This window comes from Bradyrhizobium erythrophlei (assembly GCF_900129425.1).
Classification (GTDB): domain Bacteria; phylum Pseudomonadota; class Alphaproteobacteria; order Rhizobiales; family Xanthobacteraceae; genus Bradyrhizobium; species Bradyrhizobium erythrophlei_C.
In genome coordinates, this window is sequence record NZ_LT670817.1 from 7,259,918 (window position 1) to 7,280,725 (window position 20,808).

The following is a 20,808-nucleotide window of genomic DNA, read 5'->3' on the forward strand; positions in this document are numbered from 1 at the left end:
GAGCCTTTTCAATTGTCATCATCACATTCGAACTCCTGATTGAGGACAGTCAGGCCGCCTTCGGCAACAAGCCGTGCGGATCGAGCACGAATTTGGCGGCGATGCCCTTGTCGAATTCGGCGTAGCCCTGCGGCGCATCCTCCAGGCTGATCGCTTTGGCATTGACGATTTTCGCGATCGGCAGGCGGTCGTTCAGCAGCGCCATCATGAGCTGCCGATTGTAGCGCAGGACGGGCGTCTGGCCGGTATGGAAGGAGTTCGACTTGGACCAGCCAAGGCCGAGGCGAAGACTGAGGTTGCCGGTCCTGGCGGCCTCGTCGTGCGCGCCGGGATCTTCGGTGACGTACAATCCCGGTATGCCGATGGCGCCAGCCGGCCGGATGATCTCCATCGCCTGGTTCAGCACGATCGCGGGCTGATCGCCGCCTCCACGGCCCTTGGCTTCGAAACCCACCGCGTCGACGACCGAATCTACCGTGGGTTCGCCGACGATCGCGGCCACCTGCTCGCCAAGGCGATCGTGTTTGGTGAGATCTATCGGGACGAAACCGACCTTTCTGGCGTGGCTTAGCCGCGCCTCGTTCATGTCGCCGATCATGATCACAGCCGCGCCCAGGAGCTGGGCGGAAGCGGCCGCCGCGAGGCCCACCGGACCGGCGCCAGCGACGTAGACCGTCGAACCCGGCTTGACGCCTGCCGTCAACGCGCCGTGGAAGCCGGTCGGCAGAATGTCCGTCAGCATGGTCAGGTCCATGATCTTGGACATGGCCTGGTTCTTGTCCGGGAACTTGATCAGGTTGAAATCGGCGTAGGGGACCATCACGTAGCGGGCCTGCCCGCCGATCCAGCCGCCCATGTCCACATAGCCATAGGCGCCGCCGGCGCGACCGGGATTGACCGTCAGGCACACGCCGGTATTCGTCTCCCGGCAGGCGCGGCATCGTCCACAGGCGACGTTGAACGGCACCGAGACGAGATCGCCCAACGCGACCATTTCCACATCCGAGCCCTTCTCTATCACCTCGCCCGTGATCTCGTGTCCGAGCACCATGCCTGCCGGGGCAGTTGTGCGGCCGCGGACCATGTGCTGATCGGATCCGCAGATATTGGTCGAAACGACCTTCAGGATCACGCCATGCTCGATCTTGCGGCCTCGCGGGTCCTCGAACTTCGGATCGGCGATGTCCTGGACCTGGACCTCTCCCGGCTTGGTATAGACGACGCCGCGATTTTTGCTCATGACAAACCTCTCTTGCAGATGGTCAGAAGAATTGAGCCGTTTCAGCGCGGCGCGAAGGCGTCCGGCAGAACCGGCACGTGATACTCGGCCAGAATCGCCGAGATGGCCGCGTGGTTTCTTTCAAGTGAGTCATTGAGGCGCTGCAGCAGCGCATTGTCGCCGCGGCGGACCCCCATCGAAATATAGAACGCCATCGGCAATTCCCTGCCGTCGCGCCAGGGCTGCACCGGCTCGATCGTCAACGGCGTCGAACTCTGTGCGGCGAAGTAACCGGCCATCGGGCCCCAAACGACGGCCACGTCGACATCGCCGTTTTCCACCGCATCGATGATCGCCGACGCCGGGTGCGGCTGACGGTAATCGCCATACAGCATGTAGCCGCGGACGTTCTGCACGATGCCGCGGCGGGCAAGGGCATGCGCCGGAGGCGTGTTCATCGCGTCCGCGCCCACCATCTGCACACCGACGATCAGCGTGCGAAGCTGCGGATCGTCGAACGAGGCGATGCGCAGCCCGCGATCGGCGCGTGTGACGAAGACATAGCTCGAGCGGTAGTATGACCGGGTGCTGGTCATCATCTCTGCGCCACTCACGACGCCGGACCAGATGTCGCAGATGTCCGCCTTCAGCGTGTGACTAACGTAGCCGCGCTGTTGCGCCCACCACGTATAGTCCACGGTGGAACCGAGATCCCGCGCGATCAGCTGTACGATCTCGTTCTCGAAACCCCGGCCGGCCCGGTCCGAGAACGGGAGATTGTTGGGATCGGCGCAGACGCGAAGCACGGCGGCATCCGCGGCAGCGGCGCCGATCATCATCGGCACCGCCGATACGACCAAGCAGAAACGCCGGCGCCAGTTCACGGCTTGACGCTCGTGCCGGGCGCCGCAGCTTGCGACGCCGAAGAGGCAGCGGACGCCGCCAGCGACTTCACGTATGCCGCCAGTTCCCAGATCTGCTGAGGTTGCAAGCTGTCCTGCCAGGACGGCATGCCGTTCGGACGGCCTTGCGCGATGGACGCATAGATCTGGTCTATCCGTCCGCCGTAGCGCCAATGGCCGGACATCAGTGCCGGCCCCATGCCGCCGCCGCCGTTGAAATGGCAGCCCGTGCAGTTCATTTGGCCGAATAGCTCCTTCCCGGCCGCGATGGCGAACTGGTTTCCGTCGAACCGCGCTCCGATCGGATCCTGCGGGGGCGGAGTGCCGCCGTTGGGGAAAAGGCCAGAGACGGAAACCTCGTTGGGTCCGTGTTGTGCAGCCGGGACAGTGTCTTGCGCCGATGCGTTATTGGCGGAGAGGGCAAGCAATGTGAGAAGAGCGATCGGCAGGAGTTGTGTCGCAGCCGTGCATCGCTCAGGATTTTGGGAGAGCGAAGACATAGAGTGTCCCTCCGGGTGCGGTTTTCGTCTTGAGATCCGCCATGACGCCGTTCATGCCAAGCGCACCGGTGGGATCCCGCGGATCAAGATCGCCGGACACGATGGCGCCTGCCCAGCCGCCGACTCCCGACAGGATGGCGACGTATTCGTGCCCGTCCGGACCACGATAGGCTACGGGCTGGCCGATGATCCCGGAGCCCGTCTTGAACTGCCATTTCAGTTCGCCCGTCTTGGCGTCGACGGCTTTGAACCAGCCATCCATGGTCCCGTAGAAAACCAGTCCGCCGGCCGTGGCCATCGTGCCGCTCCACAGCGGCAGATCCTCCTTGATGGTCCAGACCGCCTTGCCCTCTACCGGATCCCAGGCGGTGAACTCGCCGCGATTGCCACCGGGACCAGCCTTGGTGATAACCTCCGCACCGACGAACGGCGTGCCGGAGATGAAGCTGACGGGTGTGCTCTTCCAATCCATGCACATGTTCTCATGAGGGATGTACATAAGACCGGTCGACGGCGAAAAGGCCGACGGATTCCAGTCCTTGAGGCCGGACGCCGTCGGGCAGATATCGTGTACGACAGTGCCGACCTTCGTGAGCTTGTCCGGGTTCATGACGGGCCGCCCGGTCTTGAGATCGATGCGGAGAACGGAATTGACGTTGCCGTAGGGCTTGGCCGAGACGATCTCGCCGGTCTCGCGGTCCACCACGTAGAGATGACCGTTGCGGTCGGGATGCAGCAGCACCTTGCGCGGGTTGCCGTCCACCGTCATGTCGACCAGGATCTGCTCGTTGATCCCGTCGTAATCGTGCTCGTCATGCGGGTTATACTGCAACGCCCATTTGGCGGCCCCGGTATCGGGATTGCGCGCGAACAGCGTCGTGGTCCATTTGTTGTCGCCAGGACGCTGCTCCTGATTCCAGGGGCCAGGATTGCCGGTACCGTAATAGATCAAGTTCAGCTCGGGATCGTAAGCGATCCATCCCCACATCGTTCCTCCCCCAGTGTTCCAGGCGTCGGTCGGCCAGGTCTTGACGCCGAGGTCCGTGCCGTTGTCCGAAGGGTAGAACGAGCGGAATCCGGGGCCGATCAGCACGTCCTTGTCCGGCCCCGTGGCGTAGGCCCGCCACAGAATCTTGCCGGTGGTGACATCGAGCGCCGCCAACCAGCCGCGCACGCCGAGCTCGCCACCGGAGTCGCCGACCAGCACCTTTCCCTTCACCACCAGCGGCGCCATGGTGATCGTTTCGCCGGTGTTGATGTCGCCCAGTTTGGTCTTCCAGAGCACCTTGCCGGTCTCTGCGTCGAGCGCGATCGTGTTGTCGTCGAGGGTGTTGAAGAACAGCTTACCATCCGAATAGGTTGCGCCACGGTTGACGACGTCACAGCACGCCACACCCTGCGACGCCGCGGCCGGGTGCGGCTGATAGGACCATTTGATCGGCGCGCCGGGCTTGCTGAGATCGAGCGCAAAGACAATGTTCGGATATGGCGTTACAATGAACATGGTGTTGTTCGCCACGATCGGCGCCGCTTCCTGCCCGTGGTCGACGCCGGTTGAGAAAGCAAAAGCGACCTGGAGATTGCGCACATTCGCGCCATTGATTTCATCCAATGCGGAATATCGCGTGGCTGCATAGTTTTTCCCCGGCATTATCCATTGACCGTCATCGGACGGCGCCGCGGAGGCTGGCGCGGTTGGCATCTGTGCCGCGGCCAATGCCGGGTAAAGCAGGAGCGACGCGCCTGTGAGGAGCAGCCGAAGCCATCTGGATGGCCAAACAGAGTCCGTCAGATGCTCCATTTGGTGTCGACGAATGGATTGCGATATCGGGAGTGTCATCATTCGAAAACTCCGCCTGCGTCCGGTTTGCCAGTTTCCCCCGGAGATGCTCGCCCGCCCGTGACACTAGGACCAGGCTGCGGCCGCTGCCTCGGCCACCGCCTGGTCCTGCTTGCCGCTGCCGCCGCTGACGCCGACAGCGCCCACGACCTGGCCGTTCATCTTGATCGGGATGCCACCCGCGAAGATCATCACCCGGTCGTGGTTCGATACGTGGATGCCGAAGAACTGCCCGCCCGGCTGGCTGTTTTGGCCAAGCTCCAGCGTCGAGATATCGAAGGCCCTCGCGGTGAAGGCCTTGTTGATGGCGATGTCGATGCTGCCAAGCCACGCCCCGTCCATGCGCATGAAAGCCGTAAGGTTGGCACCGACATCGACGACCGCGATATTCATCGGCTGTCGGATTTCCTTCGCCTTCGCGATCCCCGCTTCAATGATCCTTTGGGCCTTTTCCATGGTCATCATGACGATTGAACTCCTGATCGACGGCAGTCAGGCCGCCTTCGCCAACAACCCGTACGGGTCCGGGACGAGTTTGGCGGCGATGCCCTTGTGGAATTGGGCGTAGCCCGTCTGAGCATCCTCAGGATTGATCGCTTTGGCATTGACGATCGTCAGGATCGGCAGGCGGTCGTTAGTAGAGTTCTTCAGTAGATTTCGTCGTCGTCGGGGTGGTTGGCCGGCGGGGCACATACCTGCTTCCGGCAGTTGGGGATATCGCGGTTGTGCTCAATCTTCTGGCCAGGGATCGTAGACATTCGGCCACCTGCAATTGGCACTTCCGGATCGGCAACAAGTTTAAAATGTTTGAGATTGAGCTCAATGATACGTTGGTAAAATCCGGTAACGATCAGGATTCATCTCGTCATACATAGGTATGAGCCCACTATAGAAAGGGATCAGAGAACGATACGGAAGTTTGCGGTGGTTCCCTTCCTCGTCCCATCCTTGTGGACGTCGACGGGCAGAACTGAGGCTACACGATGCTCCGCCGACCAAGGCCGCCGGCAACGCCGGGATCCATGAAGTATCGATAAAAGAGGTTTCGAACTGTCCGCGTTGCGAACATCGGCTTGTTGCGCGCGCGGATTAACAGGACGCCAAGGCATGTTGGACAACCTACTCAAAGGTTTGTGCAGCAGATAATTTCGCCTTGGACCGCAGTACAGCGAAAGGTCGCCTCAGGGTCATTCGCGTCGGTTTGCCGGTCCGACGATGACTTCCGGTTTGCCCTCGTGAACGGAAATCCTCAGAGCCGGCCGGCATGTCCTAAACGTGCCAGAAGCGGACGTCCCGCATTTGATAAAAAGCAAAAACGGCGAGCGGTTCTTAGCGCTCGCCGGCTACTTGATGCCACCACGACAACGCGGTGGCGCCTATGAACATTCGTCCGCCGGACGTGTGGCGGGTTTTTCATATCCAACAGCGGCACCGGGTTCTCCGGGCGTTGAAGGTCGGTGTGCTCGCCACCGTCACGGCGGCGACCGATGTCAACGGACCGAGCCAGATGCTGCTGGGCATGCTCATGGCTCATTTCCTCCTTGTTGACTGCCCGAGTCGGGCCGGCAGCCTGCGCCCCATTGCACCGGTTGCGCGCTAAGGCGAAGTTGCGGCCGGCTTTCGCGCGCGCGCCGGTCTCTAGCTGCTCAACTAGATGGTCGTCCTTCTCAGAATGGTCGTCCTTGGTAGAGCGCCGGCTTAAAACTGCGCGCAGTCCAGCAGGGCGAAGAGCGCATAAAGATGCCCCGCAGAAATGCGACGCTAGCCCTTAGGGCCTGTAGGTACCGGAGTCGCTGCCGCCAACCAAGCCGCCTCTGTCATTCGGGTTGCCTGCACCATACCGACCGGAGCTCGTCGACCCCCTATACGTCCGGCCGGAACCCATGCCGACCGTACCGTGGTAGCCGTGGTGGTAGCCGTGGTGGTACGTCCTATGATGACTTGTGTATGCAAGTGCAAACGTGCTTGAGAGCGCCAACACAGAGGCCAATGCTATTGTCGTAAGCTTCATGGTCGTCCTCCCTGGTTTGAGCGAACCCGACATAACCCGCCATGATTGTTTTTGTTCCAAAACAGAAACCCGCCGAAGCTGACAGCCTGTTGTCGGCCCAAGCCACATCGGTGCATCAAGAATAACTTCGGGCTAAAAAGGAGTAACCCTGCTTCCTCGGCAAGTCCGGTTCTACCCTCAGGAGCAGACGTCGTCAGTCCACCGGGCATGTCCAAAAGGTGCCTTGAAGAGACATTCGGCGCCAAAATGGACCCAGGCCGACCGTAGCGGCCGGGCAAGTTGTGGTTTAAACTGGCGCCGGGTTGAACGGACGGAGGGCTGCCTTCGAATGTCCAAAACTCAGGTTACGGCGGGGCTGATCGTTTGTGCCGTTCTTGGCCTTGGTTCGACATTTGCTCACGCCGGTCCCTGCACCGCTGACATCGCGCAATTCGAAACTGCCATTCGCCAATCGGCAGGCGATCCAATGGCGGGACTAACGGCGCCTCAGTCGGTATCGGCGCAACTTAACCACCAGCCAACGGTCACGTCCGTGAAGCGCGAAAGGCAGCGTCTGAAATCGCAATTTGCTGCGACCATGGCACGCGCCAAGCGGCTTGACGCCCAAGGTGACCGGGCCGGCTGTACCGGCGCCCTTAATGCAGCGAAACGAATGTACATTCTGTGATTCAGCCGATGTTCCCGAAGATTTCCGCTGGAATTGAGCGGCGGCTTCACTCTTGTTTTCTCTGGTGCCCGTCACGCCCTTAATACAACGCCGGAATCTGCCCGACCTTGATCGGCCCGAGAAATACCGTGCCGTCGACAAAGCGCAGCGGAAAAGCCCGCGCCTTTTTGCCTTCGAGCACCGCTTCCTTACCGAGTGCGTTGATGCCGGCGGCGGCGGCGACATTGGCGTTCTGCTTGACCGCCTTGCCGAGACCGGGGATCGCCCGGTCCAGCGCGCCGAACAGGTTGTTGACGTCTTGGGTCTTGACGCCGGGCGCGACGCGATCGAGCGTTGCCTGCGGCACGCCCTCGTCCAGCATTTTTTCAATGCCGAGCGCCGGAATCACCTTCTCGATCCCGGCAACCGTCATCTGCAATTCGCCGTCGAGGCGGCCGTTGGCGCTGAGGCCGAGGGTGCCGGCGGCCACCGCGATCAGATCGCCCTGTTGAATCCGCGACTGCACGATCTCGACATGGCCACCGGCGGCCTGGAGTTCGCGAAACCGCTGCGGCCACGGCTTCGGCGTGAAATCCTTCAGGCCCGTGAGCATGGTCCGCACGTCGGCGTCGAACGGCTGCGCCAGCAGCGGGTGCACCTCCTGCAGGCTGCCGCCTTCGATCCTCAGCACGGTTTCGATCACGGGATGATCAAGCGGCGAACCCTCGGCCAGGCGGCCATGCAGCTCGATATGTTTGGCGCGCGCCAGCGGCGCCTGCAACGAACCATTGAAGCGGTCGACCTCGGCGTCGTCGAACACGATGGAGGCCCGCTGCGGGACCGCCGGCAGTCCCACCACGCTGCTGCGGGCCTTGCTCCAGTTCACCACCACCGACGGCTGCTGGCCGCGATCGGAGATCGTCGCCGGTGCGGTAAATTCCGCGATCAGCAAGCTCGGATCGTAGACCTGCGCCACGACAAGGATTTCGCCAAGCTTTGCCGTGATCGGGGGTGCCTGGGTCGCGGCCTGCTCCGCGGTCTGCGACTGCAGCGACACGCTGGCGCCGTCGCAGCGGACTTCGAGGCGGAACGGGTAGCCGCCGACCGAGCGGTTGGCGCAATCATAGACCCGTCCGGATTTCGCCTCCTGGGCGCGCCAGGCATCGGCTTTGGCATCGACCTGGGAGGCGGCATAGAACCAGAACCCGCTCCACGCCACGGCGGCGACAAGGACCAGGACGGGCATGATGAAAAGGCGCCAAAGCGGGCGCCGGCGCGGCGCAATGGTAATATCGGACATATGGCGAGCCTTTGACCGAGGATTTTGTCAATAAAGCGATGCGCGGGGCCACAATGAGGTTAACGCATTTTCAGACCTTATGAAATTCTGCTAAAGCGCTGGCAAGCGCAATGGATCCCGGTTGGTGTGAAGAAAACGCGTCAAAACAACAATCCGGAGCTTCGGTACTGATGCAATCAGAACCGAAGCTCGGGCACGTGCAGGCGATGCCAGCCAAAATCCTGTCCGAAGCGGAATCGTCCAAAGACGACCTGTGGGTGTTCGGCTATGGCTCGCTGATGTGGCGGCCGGGCTTCGAATTCATCGAGCAGGTCCCGGCGCGGCTAATCGGCGAGCATCGCGCGCTCTGCGTCTATTCCTTCGTGCACCGGGGAACGCCGGAAAAGCCTGGCCTCGTGCTCGGCCTCGACCGCGGCGGCGCCTGCCGCGGCATCGCGTTTCGGGTCGCGGCGAAACACCGTGCCTCAACGGTGGCTTACCTGCGCGCGCGCGAGCAGGTCACCTCGGTCTATCGCGAGGTGATGCGGTCGGTGTGGCTGGAGAACGAGCCGCGGCAGCGCGTCAGCGCGCTGGCCTACGTGGTCGATCGCGGTCACGTGCAATATGCCGGCCGGCTGTCATTGCCAGAGCAGTTGCGTCACGTGCAGCAGGGACACGGGCAATCAGGCGCGAACCGCGAATACGTTCTGTCCACGGTGAAAGCGATCGAGGCGGAAGGCTTTCGCGATGCGCCATTGCACCGGCTCGCCTCGATGCTGCGCGACGACACGCCGCTGCATCATCGGTGATTTCACCCTCCCCTGGAGGGGGAGGGTCGATTCGCCGAACCGGGCACGCGGCCGAACAATTGCGCCTGCTCCCGGCGTCCGGCCTCGACCAGCCGGTTGGTGGCTTCCTCGATCGCGACCGTGATCCGCGCGATGAAATCCTTGCGGGTGAGGCCTGGCGGCAGCGGATCGAGGAATTCGACCACCAGCGTGCCGGGATAGCGCATGAAGGTCCGGCGCGGCCAGAACAGCCCGGAATTCAGCGCGACAGGAATGCAGGGCACGCCGCTGCTGGCGTAGATCTGTCCCACGCCGGTCATGTAGTTCGGCGGCGCGCCGACAGGGGTCCGGGTGCCCTCGGGAAAAATGATCAGCTGCCGGCCGCTGCGAATTTCCTTTGGCGCACGCCGCGCCATCTCCATCAGGGATCGTATGCCACCGTCGCGATCGACGCCGATCATCTTCGACTTCATCAGATACCAGCCGAAGAACGGGATCCAGGCCAGTTCGCGCTTGTAGATGAACAGCGGCGCATCGAAGAACTGCAGCAGCGCGAATGTTTCCCACATCGACTGATGTTTCGATGCGGCGATCAGCGGGCCCCTCGGGATTTTCTCGAGCCCGCGATAATCCACCTTGGTGTTGCAGATCACGCGCAGCAGCCAGATGCTGCTGCGCGCCCAGGCCTTGGCGACGACCATGAAAACCCGCGGCGGCATCAGAAAGGTGGGAATGGCAACCAGAATCCAGAACACCAGCAGCGCGTAAAACAGCACGTTGTAGACCAGCGAACGCAAGAAAATCAAAACCATCGAAAACCCGATCAGTTGGCTAAGGCGGTCGCCGGCTTGTGCGGCGGCAGCGATCCGGCCGGCTGCTCCGCGAGATCCGGCATCAGATCGAGACCGAGATCGGCCAGCCGCACCCGCACCTCGGCGGCGACGTATTTGACATATTCCGACAGCAACAGCCGTACCGTCGCGCCACTGGTCCACCACGGTTCGTCGCGCCATTTGTCGCCGACGACAGCGAATGGAATGAGCGCAATATCGGGCATCGCGTGCGACAATTCGACGATGGCCCGCGGCATGTGGTAATTCGATGTCACCACGATCAGCGACTTGAAGCCGCGCTCGTGTGCCCAGCGCCGTGTCTCCGCCGCATTGCTGCGGGTATTGACGGCCGAGCGGTCGAGATCGACGCAGCAGCCCAGCAGCGACTGATTGTCCGGCAGCGAACGGGAAATATCGCTTGCCGCGTTGGTCGGATGGACCCCCGAGATCAACAGCCGTTTGCCGTAGCCGTCGGCCAGCAATTCCATCGCGTCGGAAACGCGCGACGAACCGCCGGTCAATACCACGATGCCGTCGGCAGTGTGGGCGGGCCTGGTTTCCGCGCCGCGCAGCTGCGAGATGAATCCGACAAAGCCGATCGAGACCGCGACGAACACGACCGCCAGCACCGCTACGATCATTGCGCGCAAAAAACCCCGTGGCGCGGCGACCGGCGCGTCAGGCGGTTTATCGTCGGGCTGCAGGCTCATGCGATCTTGGCGATCCTCCCCTCACAACTCTAGAAGCTTTTCAGACGAAGTGGAGTCCGGCCGGCGCGGTATTCGTGACGGTCCGCGTCAATCGATGTCGTCCAGCGTGGCAAACAGCGTCCGCCGCGACGCCCAGGCGGTGATCGCCGCGATCACCAGGGCCTGCGCCGCCAGCGCCAGATAGCCCGACGGGCGCAGCGAAAACGTTCCCAGCAGGGCCGCGAACTGGTCTCCGACCGCGGTTCCCGAAAACCAGCCGGCGATCGATTCCGAGAACCCGAACAATAGCATCGCAACCCCGCCGCCGATCACGCCGCCCTGCAGCCCGAGCCGCAGAAAGTGCCGGAAAAACCGGTTGGCGATATAGCGGTCGCCGGCTCCGACGAAGTGCAGAACTTCGACGATCGGCCGGTTGGCCGCCATCGCGCCGCGGGTTGCGAACGAGACCGAAATGATGGTGGCGATGATCACCAGTGCGAGGATACCGATGCCGGCCAGGACGGTGGCGCCGGTCATCGACCGCATCCGCTCGATCCAGGCGCGGTGATCGTCGACGCTGGCCGACGGCGACGCCTGGATGACACGGCGGCGCAGCGCCGCCAGATCGAGCGGGGTTCCCGGCTGGACCCGCGCCACGATGACGCGCGGCACCGGCAGGTCGTCAAGGGAAAGTCCGCTGCCGAGCCACGGCTCCAGCAGCTTGGCGGACTCCTCCTTGGTGAAAGGCCTGATCTCGACGATACCGGACTGCGCGCGCATCGCGTCGGCGACCGCCGCGGCATCGCGGTCGAGATCGCGCCCGGCCACCGGGCGCACCTGAATGGTGATTTCGCTCGCCACCTCCGACTGCCACTCCGCCGCCGACGCGCTCACCAGCAGCACCGCGCCTGTCGTGATCGACGCCAGGAAGGTCATGATGGCGACCACGGCGACCAGCGCGCGGCCGGCGATCGATGCGCGCGGCACGATCGGCGACAGATTGCGCGCGCGCGCCGGTACCTGCGGGCGCTCGTGCCCGAGATCCACCAGCGGGCCGTGTTCCTCGATCCTACTCATAGATATGCAACCGTCCCTGGTGCAGCACCAGCCGCCGCGCCTCGTACTGATCCATCAGGGTGATGTCGTGGGTCGCGATGATGACCGCGGTGCCGGATTTGTTCAGTTCGATGAATAGCCGCAACAACCGCCGTCCCAGCGTCGGATCGACGTTGCCGGTCGGCTCGTCCGCCAGCAACAGTTGCGGCCGCGAAATCACGGCGCGTGCGATCGCCGCGCGCTGCTTCTCGCCGCCGGACAGGACCGGCGGCAGCGCATCCATCCGCTCGCCGAGACCGACCCATTTCAGGAGATCGATGACCTCCTTGCGGTAGCTCGATTCCTCACGGCCTATCACCCGGAACGGCAGCGCCACGTTTTCGTAGGTGGTCATGTGATCGAGCAGTCGAAAGTCCTGCAGCACGATGCCGATCCGCTTGCGCAGATCGGCGACCTCATCCTTGCCGAGCAGCGAGATGTCCTGGCCGAACAGATTGACGAGGCCGCGGGTCGGCCGCAGCGACAGAAACAACAGCCGCAGCAGCGAGGTCTTGCCGGCGCCGGACGGGCCGGTGAGGAACTGGAACGAGTGCGCGGGTATCAGGAAATTGAGGTCGCGCAGAATCTCCGGGCCGAGCCCGTAACGCAATCCGACATTTTCGAACCGAACCAAGCTCAGCTCCGTTCGATGTGGCGCGCGACCGGAAACCTGAAACCGAAGGCCCGCAAGCTCACGGGCTCGCAGGGGCTGCGAACCGAACAAAACGGTTGTGCTTCGGTTATGGTTTCCGATTCGTTAACGGTCGCCTTGTAGCATCCCGGCAAAGTCATAGTGGAGATCGGCTCCATGCACATCATTTGCCCGCATTGTACAACGTCCTACGCCATTGATCTTGCGACTTTGGGCGTCGCCGGCCGTACCGTGCGCTGTTCCCGTTGCAAGGAAGTCTGGCTGGCGCGGCCGGAGGATGCGACCGAGGTGGCAGCGCCGATACCGGCGATGGCGGCAGCCGACGACCAGGCCGGAAATACCGACGCCGCGGCGGAATGGGACGCGCTCGCGCGCGAAGACGACGCCCAGGACCAGCAAACCCCGGTCGTCGACAGCCCCTCGATATCAAGCGAATGGCCGGCTGAGGACGAAGGTTCGCCGCAGGCTGCTGAAGCCGACTGGGCGTCGGCAGCCCGTCATGACGGGCCGGACGCGGAAGCCGCGCCTGCGCGACGCCTGTCTTGGTTCCGGAAGTTGCCGAGACCGCCGGCGTTTGTTCGCGCGCCGGGCAAATCATTCGTCAGCCTCCCCACGGTCTGCGCCGCCATGGGCGCGCTGGTGCTGGCGCTAATCATCTGGCGCACCGACGTCGTGCGGCTGCTGCCGCAGACCGCCACGTTCTACCGAATGATCGGTCTGGAGGTTAATCTGCGCGGGCTGATGTTCAAGGACGTCAAGATCACCTCGGAGACCGTCGAAGGCAAACCGGTGCTGGTGATCGAGGGCGTGATCACGGGCCAATCCAATAAACCGGTCGAGTTGCCGCGGCTGCGTTTCAGCGTCCGCGATGCGCAGGGTACGGAAATCTATGCCTGGAACGCGGTGCTGGAGCAGTCCGTGCTGAAGCCGGGCGAAAAAGCCTGGTTCAAGTCGCGGCTGGCATCGCCGCCCCCGGAAGGGCGCAATATCGATGTACGCTTCTTCAGCAAGCGGGACATCGCCGGCGGAAGTGCATGAGCAGGACCGCTGGGTCCGGCTCGTCACGGATGGGGGCTCGATGCCGCGCGTGCTGATCGCCGACGATGAAGACTCCATGCGCACGCTGGTGGCACGCGCCATCGCCATGGACGGTCACGCCACCGTCACCGCCGAAGACGGCGCCGAGGCGCTGGAGATCCTGAGCCGCGAAAACGGCGCGTTCGATCTGCTGCTCACCGATATCCAGATGCCGGTGATGGACGGGATCGCGCTGGCGCTGGCGGCGGCGCGCGATTTTCCCGACCTGACCATTTTACTGATGACGGGCTTTGCCGCCCAACGCGAGCGCGCCTCGGGCCTCGACGCCATCGTCCACGATGTCGTCACCAAACCGTTTTCGGTGGCCGATATCCGCACCGCGGTGGCGGATGCGCTGGCGTCGAGGAAGACGGGTTAGTCGAGAGACAACTTGCCGCTCGATTCGTCATTGCCGGGCTTGACCCGGCAATCCGTCTTCTTCGAACGATTCTTGCGCAGATGATGGATGCGCGGGTCAAGCCCGCCTATGACAATCCTGGCTGTGGCGATGCCGGGACGCGTGAAGCGGCGTTCCTAATAATCCTTCAGCAGCCGCTCGAGGTAATCGAGTTCAATCTGCGGGCGCTGCGGATCGGCAAGACGGCGGCGGAGTTCTTCCAGAATCCGGCGCACCCGCTGCACATCGATTTCGCCGGGAATCTTCACTAGATCGTCGCCATATTCATGTCCGCGCAGCGGCCGTCCCAAGGGATCACTGCCATTGGCGCCGCTCTGCTGCCGGCCCGCGCGATTACCCGGTCCGTCGCTCTGTCCCTCGCCATCGCCCTGCTGCATGGCCTGGGCGAGGCTCTGGGCACCCTTGCGCAGCGCGTCCAGCGCCTTGCCTTGCGAATCCACGGCGGCGTCGGCGTTGCCCTCGCCGAGCCTGCCGCTGGCGTCGCCCATCGCGCTGTCGGCTTCGCCGAGGCCATCCTGGCCGTCGGCCTGCTGATCGCCGTCCTGACCCTGCTGGCCTTGCTCACCCTGCTGACCCTGGTCGCCCCGCTGCCCCTTCTCGCCGCGCTGGCCCTGTTGTCCCAGGCCGCGTTTGGCAAGTTCCTGCTGCAATTTCTTGAGCCGGTCGCGCAGGCCCTGCTGATCCTGTTGCAGATCGCCCATGCTCTGGTCGCCCTGCTTGCCGCGCGCCCGGTCGCGCCGCGAATCCTGGCCCTGCTTGAAGGTCTTGTCGCGCAATTGCTGCTGTTTCCGGATCATGTCGCCGAGTTCGTTCAGCGCCTGCTCCATGTCCTGGTCGCCGGACTGGCCGGGCTGCGCCATTTGCAGGTTTTCCAGCATCTCCTGCAGCTGCTCGAGCAATTGCTTGGCGGCGTCCTTGTCGCCGGAGCGCGACAGCCGCTCCATGCGCTCGATCATGTTGTTGAGGTCCTGCTGGCGCATCACCCGCGTATTGGGATCGAGCGGCCGCGCCAAGGCTTGCGGGTTGTTGCGCATCTGCTCGGCGAGCTGGCGCATGAAATTATCCAGCGCCGCGCGCAGATTGTCGGTGAGCTTCTTGATCTCCTCGTCGCTGGCGCCGCGTTCCAGAGCCTGCTTGAGCGCGTCCTGCGCGGCGCGCAGCGCCTTGTCGACATCGGTGATGTCGCCATCCTCGATGGTGACGGCGAGCGCCCACAGGCTGGCGACGACCTCACGCATGGCGTCGTCGGTGCGGGCGGCTTCGAGCTCCCTGGTGACGCTGTAGAGGCCGAGATACTGGCCGGCCTCGGGCGTGAACAATTCCGGTGCGATCATCAGCGCGTTCAGCGCCGCGTCCACCTGCGCGTTCTGATTGGCGTCGAGCGCCAGGATGCGGCGCTGCTCGATCAGCGCCCGCGCCAGCGGCTTGGTGAACAGCCGTTCCGGCAGCCGCATGTTGAACGGCTCGCTCTTGCCCTCGTTGCCGGCCTCGTCCTTGGCCGTCAGGGTCAGCGTGACGTCGGCGCCAGCGTAGGGATCCTCGCTGAGATCCTTGACGGTCTGGCCGACGCCATTGCGGGTCCGCGCATTCGGAAGCACCAGCGGAAACTGCGGCGCGTCGAACAGCGGCCGCGGCGCCGCGGCAGGCTTCGGCGCGTCGCCGGGGCGGACGGCGAAATGCGCCTGCGCTTCGGTAACGCCGTAGTCATCCTCGATCTTGTAGGACATCTGCAGCGAGCCGCGGGCCTGGCGCTCCGGATCCTTCGCAAGCGAGATAACGGGGGCACGGTCGGGAATGGCGCTGAACTTCCACAGCGGCTGACCGGAGGGGGCGCGGACATGCAGCGTGCCGTCGCCCTGAATCGTGAAATGCCGTTCGTTGGTGCCCTTGGGCGCCTGCTCTGTGGGGGCGGCTTCGGTCACGCCGCCGCCGGCCAGCACATCGAGCGCGCCGCCGCTCGAGCGCACGATCAGCGTGCTGCCCGCCGGAACCGGCAATGGTCCTGCGGCTGGGATGGCGGCTTCCTTGTTGGCGGCCGACAGGATGATCGGAGGCTTGCCGGTGTAAACCGGCGGTGTCACCCAGGCATCGACCCTGATATTGGCCGGCGACAGCACCCCGTTCCAGTCGAACGCCGCCGCGGTGCGCATGGTGCGCTCGTCGCCTGCGGCGACATAGGTTGCCACCATCATCACCGCGACCAGCGCGCGCAACGCCCAGGGGTCGTGAATCGCAAGGCGCGGCGACGGCAGCCCGGCGCGGATGCGCTTGATCGACGCCAGGGTGCGCTCGCGCTGCGCCTGCCACAGCGCCACCGCAACCGGATCCTGAGTGACCAGCGTATCGGTAAGCGCGGTCGCCGGGCGATGGCGGATGCCGGTGCCACGGTCGAGCCGGCTGAGCGCCTCCTCGCGGCTCGGCCAGCGAAACCTGACCAGCGGAAACAACGCCCCCAGCCCCAAGGCCAGGAACAGTCCGAGCCCGATCGCGCGCCCAACAAATGGCAGCACCAGCCACAATCCGGCCCAGGACACCACCAGAAACAGTCCGCCGACGCTCAGCAGCCGCGCCAGATGCGGCCAGCTTCGTTCCCATGCGATCGCGTATTTTGCCCGCTGCAGGGCTTGGCCCAGCCGCAATCGAGCAACCGCGTCGGGGTCGCGTGCTGGCTCGGACGGGTCGGGGGTGGCGCCGCTCAATAAACTCTCCAGATTGCCCGAACAGCACATTAGCACAACGGCGGGAGTGAGGCACCCTTTCGGCTGCGGTAACCCACACCCCTCGGCACGCATAACACGAAGGCGTGACTGCGCCGCCGCTACCTCGTAACGTCGGGCGTCGAACCATCAAAGCAAGCCCCAAGGAAAAGCCATGGACCAGAAAACGCACGACAAGGGACTGGAAATTCGAAAAGCGGTACTGGGAGAAGCCTATGTCTCCAATGCCCTGAAGAATGCCGACGATTTCAACAAGCCGTTCCAGGAACTGGTCACCGAATATTGCTGGGGCGCGGTGTGGGGCCGCGAGGAGTTGCCGCGCAAGACCCGCAGCATGCTCAATCTGGCGATGATTTCGATCCTGAACCGGCCACACGAATTGCGGGTCCACATCAAGGGCGCGCTGGTCAACGGTGTCACCAAGGACGAGATTCGCGAAATCTTCATGCAGGTGGCGATCTATGCCGGCGTGCCCGCCGGCGTCGACAGCTTTCGCATCGCGCGCGAAGTGTTCGCCGAGATCGACAAGGGCTGAGTGCCTCGACCCTCATGGTGAGGAGGCGCTCCCCCGGCAGCGCACTTGCGCTGTCCGGTGCGCCGTCTCGAACCATGAAGCCCCGCACAACATCCTTCGAGACGGCCGCGATGCGGCCTCCTCAGGATGAGGACCGTTTCCAGATATTTGCGCAGGACAGATCACCATGGACATCGGATTTATCGGCCTCGGGAAGATGGGCTTTCCCATGGCCCGCCGCCTGGTCGAGGGCGGACATCAGCTCGTCGTGTTCGACCAGCGCCAGGAGGCCGTCGACAAACTGGTGGCGCTGGGCGCGCAGGCCGCTTCCTCGCCGAAACAGGTCGCCGACCGCGCCGAGACCGTGATGGCGAGCCTTCCGTCGCTACAGGCTTCGCTCGAGGTTGCGACCGGCGCCGGCGGCGTGATCGAAGGCACGCGGGTAAAGCGCTTCATCGATCTCTCCACCGTCGGATCGCACATGGCGGTGCGGATCCACGATCTGCTGGCCAAACGCAACATCGTGCAACTCGACAGTCCCGTCAGCGGCGGCGTCGGCGGCGCAGAAAAGGGAACGCTCGCGGTCATGGTGTCGGGTCCCAGGCCGGATTTCGAAGCGGTGAAGGCCGCGCTCGACGTCATCGGCAAGGTGTTCTTCATCGGCGAGAAACCGGGCTCGGCGCAGACCATGAAACTTGCCAACAATCTGTTGTCGGCGACCGCCGTCGCCGCCACCTCCGAAGCCGTGGTGATGGGCGTCAAGTCCGGCCTCGACCCAAGCGTCATGATCGACGTCATCAATGCCGGATCGGGCATGAACACCGCGAGCCGCGACAAGTTTCCGCGCTCGATCCTGCCGCGCACCTTCGACTTCGGCTTTGCCACCGGGCTGATGGTCAAGGACGTCCGGCTCTGCCTCGAAGAATCCAAGGCGCTGGGCATGTCGATGGAGGTGGCCGAAGCCGTCGGGCGGCTGTGGGAAGTGGTGATCCGCGAAATGGGCGCGGAGTCCGATTTTACTTCCGCGATCAAGCCGATCGAGCAGGCTGCGGGCGTGGTGGTGGGGAAAGAAGAGAAAGCCTAGTTCGTCGTCCCGACCGGACGACGCGCGCTCCCGCCGCCAATTCCCGATTCGAGGCCGCCACGGAACTTAAGGAGGATTTCCGGCGTTCGCAAATTTGCGTTTCGAGGCATCGACGGAAATTGAGGAGCGACAAATGCCTGCGATCATGGCCGTCCGCATTCACAAATTCGGCGGCATCGAGACTCTCGAGGTCGAAGACGTCGAGCCATCGATGCCCGATGCGACCGAGATTCTCGTCAAGGTCCGCGCCGCCAGCGTCAATCCGGTGGATTTCAAGATCCGCTCCGGCAAATACCCCGCCGTGAACGAGGACAGGCTTCCCTATATCTTGGGACGCGACGTTTCCGGCATCGTGGAGAAGTGCGGTGCGGGCGCGGAAAAATTTGAGATTGGCGACGAGGTGTTCGGGATCGTGGGCATTCACGGCGGCGGTTACGCGCAAAAAGTCGTGATGGCCCAGAATGCCGTCGCGGCCAAGCCCGCCAATCTCGACCACGTGCACGCGGCCGCCGTCCCGCTCGCCGGGCAGACCGCGTGGCAAGGCCTGTTTCGATATGGCGAGGTCAAATCCGGCCAGCGGATACTGATCCATGGCGGCTCGGGCGGCGTCGGACATTTCGCCGTCCAGTTCGCCAAGGCCAGAGGCGCGCACGTCACCACGACGGTATCGACCGACAACGTCGAATTTGCCCGCAGCCTCGGAGCCGATGTCGTCATCAATTACAAGAAGGAGCCGTTCGAACAGGCCGCGCGCGAGATGGACATGGTGTTCGACCTGATCGACGGCGAAACCCGGCAGCGGTCGTGGGGCGTGCTCAAGAAGGGCGGCATTCTGGTTACGACCCTGAGCGAGCCTTCGCAGCAGATCGCGCGCCAGCACGGCGTCCGCGCGACACGCTACACGGTGCAGGCCGATGGCGAAGAACTGAAGGAAATCGCCCTGCTGCTTGAGGCCGGCAAGGTAAAGCCTGACGTGAGCCAGACCTTTCCGCTGGAGCGCGCCGCCGATGCGCTGGCAGCGGTCGAGCGCGGGCATTCGAGGGGAAAGGTTGTGCTGGTCGTGGACTAAAGCGATTGAGCTGCGACGCAGCGGAAACTTTACCTCTCCCATAGGGAGAGGTCGGCGCGTAGCGCCGGGTGAGGCGTTACCGTCTATCGTTGGCGCAGCGCCCCCTCACCCGATTTGCTGCGCAAATCGACCTCTCCCCGCTGAGGAGAGGTGAAGGGCACACCGATTCAGATTAAAATCATTGCTCTCGTTCGGTGTGGGGCCGCGCGTCACAGCCATGGCGCCGGTCGGTCCATCGCGATCAGGTCATCGACCTCGATGCGGGGCCGGACCACGGCATACTGATGGTCCTTGACCAACACCTCAGGCACCAGCGCGCGGGTGTTGTAGGTGCCGGACTGCACCGCGCCATAGGCGCCGGCGGTCATCACAGCCAGGAAATCGCCGGCTTTGGGCTCCGGCATGGTCCGTCCCAGCGCGAGATAGTCGCCGCTTTCGCAGACCGGCCCGACCAGGTCGGCGACGATCCTGGCGGCGCCGGGCTCGGCCAGCCGCACCGGCAGGATGTCGTGATGCGCCTCGTACAAAGTGGGGCGGATTAGGTCGTTCATGGCGGCATCGATGATGACGAAATTCCTGGCGTCGCCGTGCTTCACATAGATCACGCGCGTCACCAGGATGCCGGCGTTGCCGACGATCAACCGACCCGGCTCGAACATCAGGGTGCAGCCGAGATTGTGGGTCACCCGCTTGACCATCGCGGCGTAGGCGGACGGCGCCGGCGGCGCTTCGCGATCCATGTAATAGGGAATGCCGAGCCCGCCGCCGAAATCGACATGCGAGATGGTGTGGCCATCGGCGCGCAGCGTCTGCACGAATTCGGCCAGGATCCTGAAGGCGGTTTCCATCCGCCCGAGATCGATGATCTGGCTGCCGATATGCATGTCGGCGCCGGTTACTTCGATCCCCGGCAGTTTTGCCGCGCGGGCATAGACGGCGCGGGCACGGGCGAGCGGGATGCCGAACTTGTTTTCGGACTTGCCGGTCGAGATTTTTGCGTGCGAACCGGAATCGACGTCGGGATTGACCCGAACCGAGATCCGCGCGGTCCGACCGGTCTCGCTGGCCAGCCGCGACAACAATTCGAGTTCGGGTTCGGATTCGATATTGATGCAGAGAATGTCGGCGCTAAGCGCCGCGCGCAGCTCGGCTTCGGTCTTGCCGACGCCGGAGAACAGGATCTTGCCGGGCGGAATGCCCGCGGCGAGCGCCCGCTTCAGCTCGCCTCCGGAAACCACGTCCGCACCGGCGCCGAGTTTCGCTAGCGTCCGAAGTACCGACTGATTCGAGTTCGCCTTCATGGCGTAGCAGATCAGCGCCTTCTCCCCGGCGAAGGCATCGCTGAACACCCGGTAATGGCGCTCCAGCGTCGCGGTCGAATAGCAATAGAACGGCGTGCCGACCGCGTCCGCCAGCTCGATCAGATTCACCGCCTCGGCGTGCAGCACGCCGTTGCGATAGTCGAAGTGATTCAT

The 20,808-nt window shown here is 63.7% G+C and carries 20 protein-coding genes; 7 read left to right on the forward strand and 13 right to left on the reverse strand.

Annotation, left to right across the window (positions count from 1 at the left end; all coding sequences use genetic code 11):
* Positions 1-49: 49 nt before the first annotated feature.
* The 6 genes from fdhA to B5527_RS44815 form a co-directional block, all read right to left on the reverse strand.
* Positions 50-1,240: a formaldehyde dehydrogenase, glutathione-independent gene (fdhA, locus tag B5527_RS34525; RefSeq protein ID WP_079605485.1), complete on the reverse strand. Its 1,191-nt coding sequence runs from the start codon at positions 1,238-1,240 to the stop codon at positions 50-52.
* Positions 1,241-1,281: 41 nt separating this feature from the next.
* Entirely contained in the window at positions 1,282-2,103 is an 822-nt protein-coding gene (locus B5527_RS34530) for a substrate-binding domain-containing protein (RefSeq protein WP_245332369.1), read from the reverse strand.
* Positions 2,100-2,621, reverse strand: a complete 522-nt coding sequence (locus tag B5527_RS34535; RefSeq protein ID WP_079605486.1) for a c-type cytochrome — start codon at positions 2,619-2,621, stop codon at positions 2,100-2,102. Before B5527_RS34535 ends, B5527_RS34530 begins: the two co-directional genes overlap by 4 nt.
* The gene (locus B5527_RS34540) at positions 2,596-4,422 is read right to left on the reverse strand and encodes a methanol/ethanol family PQQ-dependent dehydrogenase (protein WP_154072937.1); all 1,827 of its coding nucleotides are present in this window, start codon (positions 4,420-4,422) and stop codon (positions 2,596-2,598) included. Before B5527_RS34540 ends, B5527_RS34535 begins: the two co-directional genes overlap by 26 nt.
* A gap of 105 nt (positions 4,423-4,527) precedes the next feature.
* The gene (locus B5527_RS34545; protein ID WP_079605488.1) at positions 4,528-4,926 is read right to left on the reverse strand and encodes a GlcG/HbpS family heme-binding protein; all 399 of its coding nucleotides are present in this window, start codon (positions 4,924-4,926) and stop codon (positions 4,528-4,530) included.
* A gap of 27 nt (positions 4,927-4,953) precedes the next feature.
* Positions 4,954-5,154, reverse strand: coding sequence for a hypothetical protein (locus B5527_RS44815; protein WP_154072685.1), 201 nt, complete (start codon positions 5,152-5,154; stop codon positions 4,954-4,956).
* 685 nt (positions 5,155-5,839) lie between these two features.
* On the opposite strand from B5527_RS44815, the gene B5527_RS34550 reads away from it, so the two are divergent.
* Complete coding sequence (locus tag B5527_RS34550; protein ID WP_079605489.1) at positions 5,840-6,061, forward strand: hypothetical protein; 222 nt, start codon at positions 5,840-5,842, stop codon at positions 6,059-6,061.
* 1,157 nt (positions 6,062-7,218) lie between these two features.
* Here the strand turns inward: B5527_RS34550 and B5527_RS34560 are convergent.
* Positions 7,219-8,418, reverse strand: a complete 1,200-nt coding sequence (locus B5527_RS34560) for a DUF2125 domain-containing protein (protein WP_079605491.1) — start codon at positions 8,416-8,418, stop codon at positions 7,219-7,221.
* Positions 8,419-8,624: 206 nt separating this feature from the next.
* On the opposite strand from B5527_RS34560, the gene B5527_RS34565 reads away from it, so the two are divergent.
* Positions 8,625-9,206, forward strand: a complete 582-nt coding sequence (locus tag B5527_RS34565; protein WP_079607728.1) for a gamma-glutamylcyclotransferase — start codon at positions 8,625-8,627, stop codon at positions 9,204-9,206.
* Between the two features lie 2 nt (positions 9,207-9,208).
* Here B5527_RS34565 and B5527_RS34570 read toward each other — a convergent pair whose 3' ends face one another.
* From B5527_RS34570 to ftsE, 4 genes are all read right to left on the reverse strand, one after another.
* A complete protein-coding gene (locus B5527_RS34570) occupies positions 9,209-9,997 on the reverse strand; it encodes a lysophospholipid acyltransferase family protein (RefSeq protein ID WP_079605492.1) in 789 nt (262 codons plus the stop codon).
* A gap of 11 nt (positions 9,998-10,008) precedes the next feature.
* On the reverse strand, positions 10,009-10,728 hold the full coding sequence (locus tag B5527_RS34575) for a YdcF family protein (protein WP_079605493.1): 720 nt from the start codon (positions 10,726-10,728) through the stop codon (positions 10,009-10,011).
* An 87-nt stretch (positions 10,729-10,815) separates the two neighbouring features.
* On the reverse strand, positions 10,816-11,784 hold the full coding sequence (locus B5527_RS34580; protein WP_079605494.1) for a cell division protein FtsX: 969 nt from the start codon (positions 11,782-11,784) through the stop codon (positions 10,816-10,818).
* Positions 11,777-12,436 carry a cell division ATP-binding protein FtsE gene (gene ftsE, locus B5527_RS34585; protein ID WP_079605495.1) on the reverse strand — a complete coding sequence of 220 codons (660 nt, stop codon included), beginning with the start codon at positions 12,434-12,436 and terminating at the stop codon, positions 11,777-11,779. The genes B5527_RS34580 and ftsE overlap by 8 nt, the downstream gene beginning before the upstream one ends.
* Before the next feature lie 174 nt (positions 12,437-12,610).
* Between ftsE and B5527_RS34590 the strand changes: the two genes are divergently transcribed.
* Positions 12,611-13,492 carry an MJ0042-type zinc finger domain-containing protein gene (locus B5527_RS34590; RefSeq protein ID WP_079607729.1) on the forward strand — a complete coding sequence of 294 codons (882 nt, stop codon included), beginning with the start codon at positions 12,611-12,613 and terminating at the stop codon, positions 13,490-13,492.
* Between the two features lie 40 nt (positions 13,493-13,532).
* Positions 13,533-13,910 carry a response regulator gene (locus B5527_RS34595; RefSeq protein WP_079607730.1) on the forward strand — a complete coding sequence of 126 codons (378 nt, stop codon included), beginning with the start codon at positions 13,533-13,535 and terminating at the stop codon, positions 13,908-13,910.
* A 155-nt stretch (positions 13,911-14,065) separates the two neighbouring features.
* On the opposite strand, the gene B5527_RS34600 is transcribed toward B5527_RS34595, so the two are convergent.
* Entirely contained in the window at positions 14,066-16,648 is a 2,583-nt protein-coding gene (locus B5527_RS34600) for a TIGR02302 family protein (RefSeq protein WP_079605496.1), read from the reverse strand.
* Positions 16,649-16,820: 172 nt separating this feature from the next.
* Between B5527_RS34600 and B5527_RS34605 the strand changes: the two genes are divergently transcribed.
* The 3 genes from B5527_RS34605 to B5527_RS34615 all read left to right on the forward strand — a co-directional run bounded on the left by B5527_RS34605 (position 16,821) and on the right by B5527_RS34615 (position 19,333).
* Complete coding sequence (locus B5527_RS34605; RefSeq protein ID WP_079605497.1) at positions 16,821-17,201, forward strand: carboxymuconolactone decarboxylase family protein; 381 nt, start codon at positions 16,821-16,823, stop codon at positions 17,199-17,201.
* 166 nt (positions 17,202-17,367) lie between these two features.
* Positions 17,368-18,264, forward strand: coding sequence for an NAD(P)-dependent oxidoreductase (locus B5527_RS34610; RefSeq protein WP_079605498.1), 897 nt, complete (start codon positions 17,368-17,370; stop codon positions 18,262-18,264).
* Between the two features lie 133 nt (positions 18,265-18,397).
* Positions 18,398-19,333 carry an NADP-dependent oxidoreductase gene (locus B5527_RS34615; protein ID WP_079605499.1) on the forward strand — a complete coding sequence of 312 codons (936 nt, stop codon included), beginning with the start codon at positions 18,398-18,400 and terminating at the stop codon, positions 19,331-19,333.
* 209 nt (positions 19,334-19,542) lie between these two features.
* Here the strand turns inward: B5527_RS34615 and lysA are convergent, their stop codons facing one another.
* Positions 19,543-20,808, reverse strand: coding sequence for a diaminopimelate decarboxylase (gene lysA, locus B5527_RS34620; protein WP_079605500.1), 1,266 nt, complete (start codon positions 20,806-20,808; stop codon positions 19,543-19,545).